The following is a 13,586-nucleotide window of genomic DNA, read 5'->3' on the forward strand; positions in this document are numbered from 1 at the left end:
ATGCGTATATCCAGCCTGCAAGTTTTTCAAAACGGTGTCCGTAATATCCAAACGGGCCAGAGCAATATTGCCAACCTGCAGAATCAGATTTCGACCGGTAAGAAGTTGATCAGCCCGGCAGATGATCCGGTCGCAGCGGCGCAGATTCTGAAGCTGCAGCGTGAGCTGACGGCCACTCAGACCTACAATGAGAACATTACTGTCTCCGAGCGCCGCCTGAGTCTTGAGGAACAAACCCTACAGCAGATTCAGGATGCGTCCAACCGGGTCCGTGAGTTGGCGATTCAGGCTAACAACGGGACTTTGACCGATGCCGATCGTAAGGGAATTGCCGGTGAAATCCGGGAGATGCAGACCTTTATCCAGGGGCTGATGAACACCCGTGATGCCCAGGGGGAGTACCTGTTTGCCGGTGCCAGGGGTAAGACCCAGCCGTTCTCTAACGATGGCACCGGGGTCTATAGCTACAACGGCGACAACGAAACCCGGTTGATTCAGGTCGGTCCTGAGGTATTTACCCAGAGTACCGATTCGGGCCAGGAAATTTTCCAAACCATCCAGGTAGCTGCTGCCAACGCTCAAGCCCCGGTGCCTGCCGGATACAGCGTTTCTGTGTCCGAGCCGGAGGTATTCAGAAACTATATCAATTCAAACGGACGTAGTGATCTCACCCTAGAGGTTGTTGCCGGCACAAACCCTGGCGATCCTGCCACCTATACGTTGCTGGATAGCGATGGAAATCCAGTTAAAGGAACATCTGGTACTGATATCACTGGTACGATTCCAAGTGGTTCGGCGCCTGTGACGCTGGATCTCGAGTTGGAAATTGGTTTGAGTTTTTCAGTGACGCCGCCGGCCGGTGGGTCAGGAACAACGGATGATCTGGTGTTCACTCCGGATGTTCCCCGACGCAATATTCTGACGTCAATCGAGAACCTGATTGTCTCTCTGGAGGCTGGAGGAACCGCCGATGAAGTTAACCAGGCGGTGACCACCGCGTTGGATGAACTCGAGCAGGCTCAGGGTGGGATCATCAGTGCTCAGACCCAGATGGGAGGTCGACTGAGTGCGTTGGAGAATCAGCGTACCATCAATGAAGATTTCGAGATCTTTACCAAGTCGGCGCTGTCGAATCTGGAGGACCTGGATTATGCCGAGGCGATCAGTGCCTTCAGCTTTCAAGAGGTTGCCCTGCAAGCCGCCCAGCAGACTTTTGCCCGGGTCAACAATATGTCGTTGTTCAACTTCCTGTAATACAGCTAGTTGCGACAAATTACCGACGCCGCTGTGCAGCGATGCCAGCGGCGTCGTTGTTTATTCAGTTAGGTAACTTAGGAGCAGTTAGTTCGGAAGCTGTCAGCGGCTTTGCTGGGAAATATTCTGGTAGGTTTTGACGCCGCTCTGGCCTTTGCGGAAGGTTTTGATTGCCTGAGAAACGGCTCTACGTTGTTGGATTGCCAGGTCAGTGATTTGACCGTCTTGCTGCCAGAGTTTGGACAATTTGTCGGTAAGTGCTGACGGTAGCACCACGCCTTGAAGCCGTTCCAGAGGCAGCGACATGAGCTGCTGTTGTCGGCGTTCTAGCACGGGTAACAATTCATCTTCCGTCTTGACGGTTTCCAGCGCCTCGATCAGTTCCTGACCAAGGCGCAAGGCCTGATCGACCTCGGAAATTAATCCGTTAAGGTCGATTTGAGTAGAGGTCATGATTAGCCGCCGGCTTCGTCGGTCAGTGCGGTGGTCTGGTGATGTTCAACCGGGATCGCATCCCAACCGCTTTTGATCTCAATCAGAAGGTTGGTGATTTGGTCGAGCTTGTCGGTGGAAGACTCGCTATTGGCCTGCATCAGGCCCTGGGCAATATGATCGTAAAGGTAATCCAGGTTGCCGGCGACGTCGCCGCCTTTTTCCGGATCCAGGGTTGCCTGCAGGCCGCCGACGATAGTGATCGCTTTACCGATCTCTTCTCCCTGCTGAGCCAGTTCGTTACGCTCCATATGACCTTTGGCGATGGCGATACGGGTCAGCGCACCTTCAAGCAGCATCTGCACCATGCGGTGCGGTGTTGCTTGATCAACACCGCTTTTGACGCCGACTTTGTTGTATTCGTTGATCGCTTTAATGCTCATGAATAGGCCTTAATTAGTTGGAATCGTTGGATTGACGCACGACCCCGGGTAGGGATTGAAGTGAACTGGTCAGCCACTCGCCGGTTGCGTTCAGTTGTGAAACCAGCTGACTCATGGCATTAAACTGCGCCAGAAGTCGAGTTTCCAGTTTTCCCGCGCGTAACGCTAATGCTTCGCGCTCATCGGCCAGATCGCTGATCTGGCTGTTGATCGAATCGGTTCGTTGATCGAAGGTGCCGCCGGAGTTGAGGTAGTTATCGAGGGTCGTATCCAGTCGATTGGCGATACCGTCCGAACTACTGAACAGCGCCACGATACCGTCATAGTCGTTTTCGATCGCATCGTTCAGGGCTTCCGTGTCAATCGACAGCTGGCCCTTGTTGTCGCTGACGATACCCATGGACGCCAATGCTTCGATGTTACCCTCGCTGGTGGAGACCTTGCCGGTCATGCCGGTGCGAACCTGGTTACTCAGCGTTCGCAATAACGAGTCGGCAAAAAGAGGCGTCGACTGGGTGGTTTCCTGATCAAATTGTGATTGGTCTGAAAACTGTTGCTGCAAGGTGTTGTAGGCGGTGACGAAGCTCTCGATTTGCTGACGGATACTGGCGGTACTGGCGCTGACGTTGAGGTCGATAGTCTCACCGATATTGGTTTTCAGTGCCGTGATGCTGAGTCCTTCGATGGCATTTTCGAAGGTGTTGCTGCTGCCGGTGACGGTCTGGCCGTCGATCTCAATGATTGCGTCCTTGGCGTAGTTGACGTCGTTGGTGTCGACAAGATTGGTAACACTGACGCCGCTGAAACTGCTTGAAACCTCAAAGGCATTTTCAAGACCGGTGTCATCGGAAGTAAGTACCAACTGAGCACCGGCATCGGTATTGATAATCGCTGCCGTGACGCCAGGGTTGTCTTCAGCATCGTTGATCGCATCACGCAGTTCAGCCAAAGTGACGGTGCCATCAGTATCGGCATCGGCGGTAGCGAAATCGATACTGAAGCTTTCACCGTCGCCGCCATCACCACCATCGCTGGGAGCCAGCTTGTCGGCGCCGAAGGTGGTCAGGGTAAAGGTGCCGGTACCGATGTCGTCGGCATCGGCAACTGCGTCGGAGATCAGCTTGTGAGAGTTGGCCAGCTGGCTGACTTCAAGCTTGTAACTGCCGGTACTGGGCTGTTGGCCCGACATCACACTGGCGGTTGCTATGGTCAGGTCGGAACTGGAAACGGTCCGCGCATTAAAACTATCGGCGTCTTTGAGGCCGGATAGTGAGGACTGAAAATCGGACAGTGAAGCCTTGAGTAGGCCGATCGCTGAAAGTTCGGACTGATAGGTCGCTTCTCGGCGATCGATATTGCTGCTCTTCGGAACAATTTCCGCATCGACCAGAGCGGTAACGATAGCGCCGACATCCAGAGTCGAACCAAACCCCGGTGACGAGATAGTGCCTGCCATAACGACCTCCTAAAGCTTCAAGTCGTTATTTTAACGGCCTAAGCCTTATCCTTAAATAACAGGTTGTTCATATCCTGTATGTGTTGACTGAGGGCAAGAAATTCCTCAGAGGGTATTTTGCGTACCAGCTCGCCGCTCTCTTTCTCGGTAACAGTGATCACGGTATGACCGGTCGGGTCGTCAACACTGAAGTTGAGATTGCGGCTGATCTGAGATGCAAACGCATTAATCTCTTCGACCAAGCGTTCCATGTTCTCTGTGCGGGCCTTTTGGCTTTCCTGAGCCTGCTCGACACGGCGCTGCTGGGCCTCGACATTGGTAGCTTTGTCGACAGCTGCGGTTTGAGCTTGGGCTTCTGGAGAACTTACCGAGGTAGAACGGGACGAAGGACTCAGACTGGTACTGGAAATGGAAATCTCAGAACTCATGATGAACCTCCGTTAGTGGGAGAGCCAAAGGCCGGCAGTGCCGGCCTTTGGTGTATTGCGGTTACGCTTATTGTAGCAGCGACAGTACGGACTGCGGCAGCTGGTTAGCCTGGGCCAACATCGCGGTACCGGCCTGCTGCAGGATCTGGTTCCGAGTCAGCTCGGCAGTTTCTGCAGCGTAATCGGCATCCTGGATCCGTGAACGGGCAGCGGATACGTTTTCGGAGATATTGGACAGGTTGGCGATGGTGCTGTCCAGACGGTTCTGGATCGCACCCAGGTTGGCTCGCTCGCCATCAACACGTGCCAGTGCGGCATCGACAATCGCCAGGGCGTTCTCGGCACCGGATACGGTGCTGATATCGATGGACGATACACCTGCGTTAGCGGTAGTGGTCACAGTTGCGGCACCTGCAGTCAAACCAGCATTCGCTTCGGCGGAACCACCGATTACGATACCTTGTTGGCTGCTGCTGGTCAGAGTGACGCTGGAACGGGTAGTGTCAGTGTTACCAGCCTGACCAGCTGCGCCTGCACCTAGACCGGTGGTCACGTCATCACCGCCAGTGTTTGCTGCTGCTGTAATGGTAATGTTGCGGCCATCTGCAGCGGTTAGTGATACTGCACCATCCGCCGCAGCGGTAGCAGTTACACCGGTCTGATCACTAATCGCATTAATTGCTGCTGCAACATCATTACCGCGATCCACTGCAGATGCACCAGCAGTGATCGCGCCAATGCTGATTCCGTTAATCAACACATCACCATCACCGATAGCGTCTGCGAATCCTGTTGCAGCGGTACCAGCAACGGTGGTCGCGCCAACAGTCGCGGTTACATTGGTATCACCGGAGATTGCATTGATCGCGTTGGCAACAGCGATGCCGCTGGCATCGGAAGTTGTATTCGAAACACCATCAGCGGTAGCGGCACCCACTTGGAAGCCATTGATGGTGACTGCACCGGCTACTAGCGCGGTAGCCTGTACTTCGGTACCGGCTGTTGTTGAACTATAGCTGGAGCCAGAGCCCACACCCAGCGCATCGGCTTTGATGCTGGCAATGGAGAAGGCGATGGTTTCACCCTTGTTTCCGCCGATCTGGAACGCTTGGCTGGTGAAGGAGCCGTCGATCACGTTAACACCGTTAAAGGTGGTGGTGGTCGCAGCTCGGTCGATTTCAGCTACCAACTGGGTAACTTCAGCGTTCAGTGCCTGACGGTCAGAAGAGGAGTTGGAGGCGTTGGCTGCCTGTACGGCCAGCTCACGAATCCGCTGCAGGTTGTTGGTGGTTTCCTGCATCGCACCTTCAGCCACCTGAGCAACGGAGATACCGTCGTTGGCGTTACGAACCGCTTGGTTCAGGCCGCGGATCTGGGTGGTGAAGCGGTTAGAGATTGCAAGGCCCGCAGCGTCGTCTTTGGCGCTGTTGATGCGCAGGCCGGAAGATAGACGTTGCAGAGAGGTTTGCAGGGCTCCCTGTGATTTGCCCAGGTTGCGCTGAGCGTTCAGAGAAGCAACGTTTGTATTGATAACTGCCATTTTAAGCTCCTTTGCCGCTTCTATTAGGTGGGAGGGATCCCGCGGCGCTCTTTAATCATTCTGTCAACTCGATGGGGCTGTGTGCCCAAGCATCCGTTGTAGTTCTTAACGGCGAGCTATAACGGACCTTTAGATTTTTTTTTGGATTTTTTGACGCTTTTTTTAACTGTTTGAATTCAAAAGACTAATTGTTCGTCAAACAGCTGTTTTATATTAGGTTTTAACGCTGCTCTGGTGGCCAAAAAATAAACTGATGGAAATTTGGCAGCAATACGGCTTTGCTTTCGTCAAAAAAAAGTCACGCCTTAGCCGGATGTGAGTTCAGATAAGGCTGAACAAAAGCACGCCAAAAAACTGACTCTGTAAGTGTAAATCGAATTGACAAATCTTTGACGCTTTTCAATACTGCAGTTGTCCAAAAACGAATTAGTCCGGTGCCATGAGTCATTCTCTCTCCCTGTTGCTGATCGATGACAACCTCGAGCGTTCACGGATGCTCCAGGCGTTGTTGGAATATTCGGATATCGATTGCCGTTCGGTAGATTTTGCCGGCTGGAGTCAACAGCCGGGGGTGTTGGAACCCGGTATGACGGCGGTGGTGCTAGGAGACTGTCGCCAAGATGTTGCCCTGGAAGCGCTGTTGACCCAAATACAGGGGCGCGACCCCCATGTGCCGGTGCTGTCGATTGCCGATTGGATCGGCTCCCAGGGCTTGAGTGCGCCGCTGCGGGGTATGCTGGTGGGGCAGATCGATCTGCCGCTTCAGCAGGGCCAGCTGTTGACCGCATTGCATCAGGCTCAGTTCTATCGCCAGCAGCGTGAGGCAGCCAATGGCCAGCTGCGGCTGTGGGAGGATCACTCCAAGCTATATAGTCACCTGGTTGGTGGCTCGCTGCCGATGCGGCGGGTGCGGGCGATGATGGCCCAGGTTGCCGATCGCGATGTTAGCGTGCTGATCACCGGCGAGTCCGGCACCGGTAAAGAGGTGGTGGCCCGCAATCTTCATAACAGCTCATCTAGGGCTGATGGGCCGTTCGTGCCTGTTAACTGTGGTGCGATTCCGCCGGAGCTACTCGAGAGCGAGCTGTTTGGCCATGAAAAGGGCGCTTTTACCGGGGCGGTGTCATCCCGCCAGGGGCGTTTCGAGCTGGCCGACGGCGGCACTCTGTTCCTCGATGAGATCGGCGATATGCCGCTGCCGATGCAGGTCAAGCTGCTTCGGGTGCTGCAGGAGCGCTGTTTCGAGCGGGTTGGCGGTAACCGTACTATCGAAGTGGATGTACGCATCATCGCCGCCACCCATAAAGATCTGGACAGCATGATCACCGATGGCAGCTTCCGCGAAGATCTCTACTACCGCCTTAATGTATTCCCGATCGAGATGCCGGCGCTGCGGGAGCGGATGGAAGATCTGCCGGCATTGCTGAACGAGCTGGTCAGCCGTGCCGAGAGCAGCGGACTGGGCAAGGTTCAATTCCACGACAGCGCGCTGCTGTCACTGTCACGTCATCAATGGCCGGGCAATGTTCGCGAGCTGGCTAACCTGGTCGAACGGTTATCGATTCTGCATCCCGGGGCGGTGATCAGCGTCAATGAATTGCCGCAGAAATTCCGTTATCTGGAAGATGAAGAGCTGCCCGCCCATCTGCAGCAGCCGTTGCATGCACCGCTGATCAACGATGCCGGTATGATCGAGCTGTCCACCGCCAGCAGTTACCTGCCCCCCGAAGGGCTGGATCTGAAGCAGTACTTGGGTGAGTTGGAGCAGTCACTGATCGAGCAGGCGTTGACCGAAGCCGACAACGTGGTGGCCCGTGCCGCCGATCTGCTCAGTATCCGCCGCACCACGCTGGTGGAGAAGATGCGTAAGTTCGGCATCGTACGCAAATAATGCGCGTCTCTGATTATTCGGTAGCTTCCGGTAGCCGCCCGTGACCGACTCCAAGCCTAGCCTGACCCCTGAACAGCTGCTCAAGCGCGAGCGCGAGCTGGCCGAGGCCTTTGCCCAGTTCAATGAGCTGTCGGATCAGCTCAATGCCTCCTATGTCGAGCTTGAACAACAGGTCGAGGTACTAAATCAGCAACTGCAGCAGCAGGCCGAGGAGCGCGAGCAGGAGCTGGCCGAGAAAGAGCGGATCGCGATGCGGCTGGAGAACCTGCTGCAGCTGCTGCCCGGTGGGGTGATTGTGCTGGATAACCAGGGCCGGGTCAGCGAATGCAATGCCGCCGCCGTCGAACTGCTGGGAGAACCGCTGCTCGGTGAGGTCTGGAGCGAAATTATCCAGCGTAGTTTTGCTCCCCGGGTTGACGACGGTCATGAGGTGTCGCTCAAGAGCGGCCGCCGGGTCAGTCTGGCGACCCGTTCGCTGGAGGGCGAGCCGGGGCAGATTATTCTGCTGACCGATCAGACCGAAACCCGCGAGCTGCAGGCGCGGTTGGGTCATTTTCAGCGGCTTTCCTTTATGGGCAAGATGATGGCGTCGCTGGCGCACCAGATCCGTACGCCGTTGTCGGCGGCGATGCTCTACAGTGCCCACCTGACCAAGCCCGAGCTTCGTGACGAGCAGCGGATCAAGTTTGCCAATAAGGTTCGGGGTCGGCTCAGCTCACTGGAGCAGCAGGTGCGTGACATGCTGGTGTTCGCCCGGGGCGAAACCAAGCTGACCGACCTGATCAGTACCGAGCAGCTGTTCAGCGCGATCGAAGATGCGCTGGATGTGCCGCTGACCCATGCTGATGCCGACGCCGACTGTATTAATGAGGCACCGACTCTGCTGCTGCAGTGTAACCGTGAGGCGTTGGTCGGGGCGTTGATGAATCTGGTCAACAATGCGCTCCAGGCCGGTGCGCGGGAGCTGGTGGTACGCAGCCAGCCGATCGATCAGCAGTATCTATGGCTGCAGGTGCAGGACGATGGGCCGGGGATGGATGCCCAGCAGCTGGCCCAGTCGCTGGAGCCGTTCTACAGTACCAAATCCCAGGGTACCGGCCTTGGGTTGGCGGTCGCCCAGGTGGTGGCCCGAGCCCATCACGGTGATTTTGTGATCGATTCCGTGGCGGGGCAGGGAACGATTGCCGGCTTTAAACTGCCCTACAAAAATCCGGCCGCGCTGCAGACCAATGCTGCCAACGCGGCGTCAACGCCGAATGTAACCGATCGGGAGTCAAACAATGAGTAAAGCCTGTGTGCTGGTGGTTGAGGATGACGCCGAGCTGCGCGAAGCGCTTTGCGACACCCTCGAGCTGGCCGGTTACCGTTACCGCGAAGCCGACTCGGGTGAGGCGGCCCTGGCGCTGCTGCAGCGCGAGAGCGTCGATATGGTGGTCAGTGACGTCAATATGGGCGGCATGGATGGTCATGATCTGCTGGCCCGCATCAACCAGATGAAACCGGCGCTACCGGTATTGCTGATCACCGCCTACGGCGCGGTGGATCGGGCGGTGGATGCGATCCGCAACGGCGCGGTGGATTACCTGCTCAAACCGTTCGAGCCCGACCAGCTGCTTGATATCGTCGAGCGCCATGCCGGCGCCCGCCTGGGAACCGGTGTTGCCGACGCACCGATCGCCGAATCCGAATCGGCCAAGCAGCTGTTGCAGCTGGCGCAGCGGGTGGCGGAAACCGATTCGACCGTGCTGATCATGGGCGAGAGCGGTACCGGTAAAGAGGTGCTGGCGCAGTACATTCACCGCCATTCGCCCCGAGCGGAACAGCCGTTCGTGGCGATCAACTGTGCCGCGATTCCGGAGAATATGCTGGAGGCGACCCTGTTCGGCCATGAGAAGGGCGCCTTCACCGGGGCCGTGGCCAGTATGCCGGGCAAGTTCGAGCAGGCCGATGGCGGTACTTTGTTGCTGGACGAGGTCTCGGAGATGGATCTGGGACTGCAGGCCAAGCTGCTGCGGGTGCTGCAGGAGCAGGAGGTCGAGCGGATCGGCGGTCGCAAGGTGATCAAACTGGATGTGCGGGTGCTGGCCACCACCAATCGCGATCTGGGTCAGTACGTGGCCGAAGGCAAATTCCGTGAAGACCTGTATTACCGACTCAATATCTTCCCGCTGCGCTGGGCCTCGCTGCGCGAACGGCCCGAAGACCTGGTGCCGTTGGCCGAGCGCCTGCTGGCCAAGCACGCCGCCAAGATGAACCGGGTCGGGGTCAAACTGGATCCGAGCGCCCATCCGGTGCTGCTGGGCCATGACTGGCCGGGCAATGTGCGTGAGCTGGAAAATGTAATGCAGCGGGCGCTGATCTTGCAGACCGGGACGACCATTCTGGCGCCCGATCTGTGCCTGAACCCAACTTCGATGCAGGCCGGTGCTTCATTGCCCCCGGCGGCGCCTGCAGTGCCGACAGCGACGGAGACTTCATCACCGCAGCTGGGTGACGATCTGCGTCAGCACGAATACCAACTGATCATCGATGCGCTACGGGCCCATCGAGGTAGTCGTAAGGACGCCTCGGCCCAGCTGGGCATCAGCCCGCGAACGCTGCGTTATAAGTTGGCGCAGATGCGTGATAGCGGTATCGATGTGGATACGTTGCTGAAAAGCTAACCGGTCAGTTTTGCATCAGCCGGACGTAGACCTCCAGCCAGAGTCGGACCTGTTCGTCGGCTCGGCTGGGGTCCAGCTGCAGCAGGCTCTGACACTCCTCCCGACAGGGCTCTATCTCATCCTCGACATCTTCCAGCAGTTGCCGCAGAGGCAGTAGCGGCAGGTCGTTGTGGCCTTCAAGACTCTGATAGAGTTGATCCAGTGCCTGGCCGACCTGGTCGATATCGGCGCTGTAGAGCGGTTCGCTCTCAAGGTCCTGGACCAGTTCGTGCAGCACAGACTTGGCGCTGTGGCCTTCCATGAATAGCTGATCCGGATCGAGGCTCAGCAGCTGCTCCTGTTCGAGCCACTCCTGCTCGGGCTGAATCAGGGTCGATTTGATCCGCCCGTCGGTCAGACTCCAGGCGATGGCGACCGGAAATGCGTTCCAGTCAGAACTGCTCATTTCGCAAGCTATGATGATAGGTAGGTTCATGGGTGGTCCAAAAGTGTCGGTATCTCTTTGCCAATTGGTCGTAGAAATGGCCAATAAAGGGGTCGCGTAGACCAATGTCTAATTAGAGGGCAAAGGGTGGTTGGGTATAAAAGTTTGATACAGAAATCGAGCGATAGGGCTCGGTTGCGTACCGGCGGCCAAAGCACTACCTCCTGGCTGCCAATAATAAGCAAAGTTGCCGTATTCCGATAACAGATTCCTAAAAATAGTAGAGGCATCAGCATGAGTGAAACTAAGGTCTATCCGGTCGACACCGAATTCGCCAGCCAGTCGTGGGTCGATAATGACACCTACCTGTCCATGTACGAGAAGTCGATTACGGATCCGGAAGGGTTCTGGGGCGAGCATGGTCGTCGTATTGAGTGGATGAAGCCTTACACCCGGGTTAAGAACACTTCTTTCGATCCGCACAACGTGGATATCCGCTGGTACGAAGACGGCACGCTGAATGCCTCTGTCAGCTGTCTCGATCGTCACCTGGAGAGCCGCGGTGACCAGGTCGCCATCATCTGGGAAGGCGACGACCCCAGCGAAGACGAGAATATCACCTACCGCGATCTGTACGAGCGCGTGTGTAAGTTTGCCAACGCACTGAAAGCCCAGGGCGCCAAGAAGGGCGATGTTATCACCCTGTATATGCCGATGATTCCGGAAGCGGCCGTTGCGATGCTGGCCTGTGCCCGTATCGGTGCGGTTCACTCGATCGTATTCGGCGGTTTCTCCCCGGACGCGCTGGCGGCCCGTGTTGAAGGCGGTCAGTCCAACATCGTCATCACCGCCGACCAGAGTCTGCGTGGCGGTAAAGCGGTTCCGCTGAAAGACAATGTCGACCTGGCGCTGAAGAATGCTGGCACCGAGTGCTGCAAGAAGGTGGTCGTGGTCAAGCGCACCGGCGGTGATATCGCTTGGGACGACAGCCGTGACGTTTGGTACGAAGAGATCGTTGCTGATGCCAGCACCGAGTGTGCCCCGGAAGAGATGGGTGCCGAAGATCCGTTGTTCATCCTCTACACCTCCGGTTCTACCGGTCAGCCGAAAGGTCTGAAGCACACCACCGGCGGTTACATGGTCTACGCCTCCATGACCCACCAGTATGCCTTCGACTACAAGGACGGTGACATCTACTGGTGTACAGCGGACGTGGGTTGGGTAACCGGTCACAGCTACATCGTTTATGGTCCGCTGGCCAACGGTGCCACCAGCCTGATGTTTGAAGGTGTACCGAGCTATCCGGACAACTCCCGCTTCGGTCGTGTGATCGAGAAGCATAAGGTTAACCAGTTCTACACCGCACCGACCGCAATTCGTGCACTGATGCAGCAGGGCGAGGACGTGCTGGGTGATTCCGATCTGTCGACCCTGAAGGTGCTGGGCTCCGTGGGTGAGCCGATCAACCCGGAGGCCTGGGAGTGGTACCACCGTATCATTGGTCAGGGCCGTTGCCCGATCGTTGACACCTGGTGGCAGACTGAAACCGGCGGCATGATGATTATGCCGCTGCCGGGTGCGACCGCTGCCAAGCCGGGTTCTGCGACCCGTCCGTTCTTCGGTGTACAGCCGGCGCTGGTCGATAACGAAGGCAACATTCTCGAGGGTGCCACCGATGGTAACCTGGTTATCACCGATAGCTGGCCGGGCCAGGGTCGCTCTATCTGGGGTGATCACGATCGCTTCGTTCAGACCTACTTCTCCACCTTCAAGGGCTACTACACCACCGGTGACGGTGCCCGTCGTGACGAAGACGGTTACTACTGGATCACCGGTCGTGTCGATGACGTCATCAACGTCTCCGGCCACCGTATGGGTACCGCCGAAGTTGAATCGGCGCTGGTTGCGCACCCGAAAGTGGCCGAGGCCGCCGTGGTGGGTTACCCGCACGACATCAAGGGTCAGGGTATCTACGTCTACGTGACTCTGCAGGCTGGTATCGAAGAGTCCGACGAGCTGCTCAAAGAGCTGCGCACCTGGGTTCGTTCCGAGATCGGCCCGATCGCGACGCCGGACCTGGTTCAGTTTGCTCCGGGTCTGCCGAAGACGCGTTCCGGTAAGATCATGCGTCGAATTCTGCGTAAGGTGGCCGAGGACGATTTCGGTAGCCTGGGCGATACTTCGACCCTGGCCGATCCGACCGTTGTTGATGATCTGATCAACAACCGTCAGAACCGGAAAGACTAAGCGGGGTATGCGGCTTTAGCCGGCCGCATATTAGCAGTAGTTGAAAACTCCCCTAGGTGTTTTACACTAGGGGAGTTTTTTTGTGTCTAGAGCCTTCTGAAGTAAGGCCTATGGAGGACGAGATAGGATGCAGCTAGCCCAGAAAATTATCATCGCGGATGACCATCCTTTGTTTCGTGCGGCGTTGAAACAAGCCGTCAGTCAGGCGGTATCCGGGGTCGAGATGATCGAAACCGATTCCCTGGCTTCACTGCAGGAAACTGTTGAAGCTCACGATGATGCTGATCTGGTCTTGCTCGATCTGCACATGCCCGGCACCAGCGGCTTTACTGGCTTGGCCTACCTGCGTGGTCAAAACCCCAGTATGCCGGTGGTGGTGGTGTCCGGTAGCGAAGAGCCGCAGGTGATGCTGCGGGCGATCGAATACGGCGCATCCGGTTTCATCCCTAAGTCGGCACCGCTGGAAACGATCTCGGAAGCGATTCAGGCCGTGCTGGAAGGTGAAGTCTGGCTGCCGCAGGAAGTCGCCGACGGTGATGCCAGTGTTACCTCGGAAGATGCCGAGTTTGCCGAGAAGCTGGGTTCGCTGACACCGCAGCAGTTCCGCGTACTGATGATGCTGACCGAAGGGCTGCTGAACAAGCAGATCGCCTACGAGCTGAACGTTTCTGAGGCGACCATCAAGGCTCACGTTACCGCGATCCTTCGTAAGCTGGGCGTCCATAGCCGAACCCAGGCGGTAATCGAAGCCAGTCGGATGGGGGTTGAGCCACCCAAGACCGAAATGAGCTGATAAGCGCTAGATAAT

The 13,586-nt window shown here is 56.8% G+C and carries 12 protein-coding genes; 6 read left to right on the forward strand and 6 right to left on the reverse strand.

Features of this window, described 5'->3' with window-relative positions; translation table 11 throughout:
* Positions 1-1,254 carry a flagellar hook-associated protein FlgL gene (gene flgL / locus DV711_RS07255; protein WP_114695020.1) on the forward strand — a complete coding sequence of 418 codons (1,254 nt, stop codon included), beginning with the start codon at positions 1-3 and terminating at the stop codon, positions 1,252-1,254.
* Between the two features lie 102 nt (positions 1,255-1,356).
* Here flgL and DV711_RS07260 read toward each other — a convergent pair whose 3' ends face one another.
* The 5 genes from DV711_RS07260 to DV711_RS07280 form a co-directional block, all read right to left on the reverse strand.
* Positions 1,357-1,707, reverse strand: coding sequence for a hypothetical protein (locus DV711_RS07260; RefSeq protein WP_114695021.1), 351 nt, complete (start codon positions 1,705-1,707; stop codon positions 1,357-1,359).
* A 2-nt stretch (positions 1,708-1,709) separates the two neighbouring features.
* On the reverse strand, positions 1,710-2,129 hold the full coding sequence (gene fliS, locus DV711_RS07265) for a flagellar export chaperone FliS (protein WP_114695022.1): 420 nt from the start codon (positions 2,127-2,129) through the stop codon (positions 1,710-1,712).
* Positions 2,130-2,142: 13 nt separating this feature from the next.
* Positions 2,143-3,585, reverse strand: a complete 1,443-nt coding sequence (gene fliD, locus DV711_RS07270; RefSeq protein ID WP_114695023.1) for a flagellar filament capping protein FliD — start codon at positions 3,583-3,585, stop codon at positions 2,143-2,145.
* 38 nt (positions 3,586-3,623) lie between these two features.
* Positions 3,624-4,013, reverse strand: a complete 390-nt coding sequence (locus tag DV711_RS07275; RefSeq protein ID WP_114695024.1) for a flagellar protein FlaG — start codon at positions 4,011-4,013, stop codon at positions 3,624-3,626.
* A 67-nt stretch (positions 4,014-4,080) separates the two neighbouring features.
* Positions 4,081-5,553 (reverse strand): flagellin, encoded by a 1,473-nt coding sequence (locus DV711_RS07280; RefSeq protein WP_114695025.1) that lies wholly within the window; start codon positions 5,551-5,553, stop codon positions 4,081-4,083.
* Positions 5,554-5,992: 439 nt separating this feature from the next.
* On the opposite strand from DV711_RS07280, the gene DV711_RS07285 reads away from it, so the two are divergent.
* From DV711_RS07285 to DV711_RS07295, 3 genes are read left to right on the forward strand one after another with little or no spacing between them, the layout of a single operon-like run.
* Positions 5,993-7,444, forward strand: a complete 1,452-nt coding sequence (locus DV711_RS07285; RefSeq protein ID WP_114695026.1) for a sigma-54 dependent transcriptional regulator — start codon at positions 5,993-5,995, stop codon at positions 7,442-7,444.
* A 40-nt stretch (positions 7,445-7,484) separates the two neighbouring features.
* Positions 7,485-8,732: a sensor histidine kinase gene (locus DV711_RS07290; protein WP_114695027.1), complete on the forward strand. Its 1,248-nt coding sequence runs from the start codon at positions 7,485-7,487 to the stop codon at positions 8,730-8,732.
* Complete coding sequence (locus tag DV711_RS07295; protein ID WP_114695028.1) at positions 8,725-10,107, forward strand: sigma-54-dependent transcriptional regulator; 1,383 nt, start codon at positions 8,725-8,727, stop codon at positions 10,105-10,107. Before DV711_RS07290 ends, DV711_RS07295 begins: the two co-directional genes overlap by 8 nt.
* A gap of 4 nt (positions 10,108-10,111) precedes the next feature.
* On the opposite strand, the gene DV711_RS07300 is transcribed toward DV711_RS07295, so the two are convergent.
* Entirely contained in the window at positions 10,112-10,552 is a 441-nt protein-coding gene (locus DV711_RS07300; protein WP_114695029.1) for a hypothetical protein, read from the reverse strand.
* Between the two features lie 273 nt (positions 10,553-10,825).
* On the opposite strand from DV711_RS07300, the gene acs reads away from it, so the two are divergent.
* Positions 10,826-12,778 (forward strand): acetate--CoA ligase, encoded by a 1,953-nt coding sequence (gene acs / locus DV711_RS07305; RefSeq protein ID WP_114695030.1) that lies wholly within the window; start codon positions 10,826-10,828, stop codon positions 12,776-12,778.
* Positions 12,779-12,905: 127 nt separating this feature from the next.
* Positions 12,906-13,571 carry a response regulator transcription factor gene (locus DV711_RS07310; RefSeq protein WP_114695031.1) on the forward strand — a complete coding sequence of 222 codons (666 nt, stop codon included), beginning with the start codon at positions 12,906-12,908 and terminating at the stop codon, positions 13,569-13,571.
* Positions 13,572-13,586 lie beyond the last annotated feature (15 nt).

This window comes from Motiliproteus coralliicola (assembly GCF_003345655.1).
In the GTDB taxonomy this organism is placed as follows: domain Bacteria; phylum Pseudomonadota; class Gammaproteobacteria; order Pseudomonadales; family Balneatricaceae; genus Motiliproteus; species Motiliproteus coralliicola.

What these genes read in the sequence shown, in the direction of transcription:
- flgL (WP_114695020.1), top strand. Translation starts at nt 1, where the DNA reads ATGCGTATATCCAGCCTGCAAGTTTTTCAAAACGGTGTCCGTAATATC.
- DV711_RS07260 (WP_114695021.1), bottom strand. Translation starts at nt 1,707, where the DNA reads ATGACCTCTACTCAAATCGACCTTAACGGATTAATTTCCGAGGTCGAT.
- fliS (WP_114695022.1), bottom strand. Translation starts at nt 2,129, where the DNA reads ATGAGCATTAAAGCGATCAACGAATACAACAAAGTCGGCGTCAAAAGC.
- fliD (WP_114695023.1), bottom strand. Translation starts at nt 3,585, where the DNA reads ATGGCAGGCACTATCTCGTCACCGGGGTTTGGTTCGACTCTGGATGTC.
- DV711_RS07275 (WP_114695024.1), bottom strand. Translation starts at nt 4,013, where the DNA reads ATGAGTTCTGAGATTTCCATTTCCAGTACCAGTCTGAGTCCTTCGTCC.
- DV711_RS07280 (WP_114695025.1), bottom strand. Translation starts at nt 5,553, where the DNA reads ATGGCAGTTATCAATACAAACGTTGCTTCTCTGAACGCTCAGCGCAAC.
- DV711_RS07285 (WP_114695026.1), top strand. Translation starts at nt 5,993, where the DNA reads ATGAGTCATTCTCTCTCCCTGTTGCTGATCGATGACAACCTCGAGCGT.
- DV711_RS07295 (WP_114695028.1), top strand. Translation starts at nt 8,725, where the DNA reads ATGAGTAAAGCCTGTGTGCTGGTGGTTGAGGATGACGCCGAGCTGCGC.
- DV711_RS07300 (WP_114695029.1), bottom strand. Translation starts at nt 10,552, where the DNA reads ATGAGCAGTTCTGACTGGAACGCATTTCCGGTCGCCATCGCCTGGAGT.
- acs (WP_114695030.1), top strand. Translation starts at nt 10,826, where the DNA reads ATGAGTGAAACTAAGGTCTATCCGGTCGACACCGAATTCGCCAGCCAG.
- DV711_RS07310 (WP_114695031.1), top strand. Translation starts at nt 12,906, where the DNA reads ATGCAGCTAGCCCAGAAAATTATCATCGCGGATGACCATCCTTTGTTT.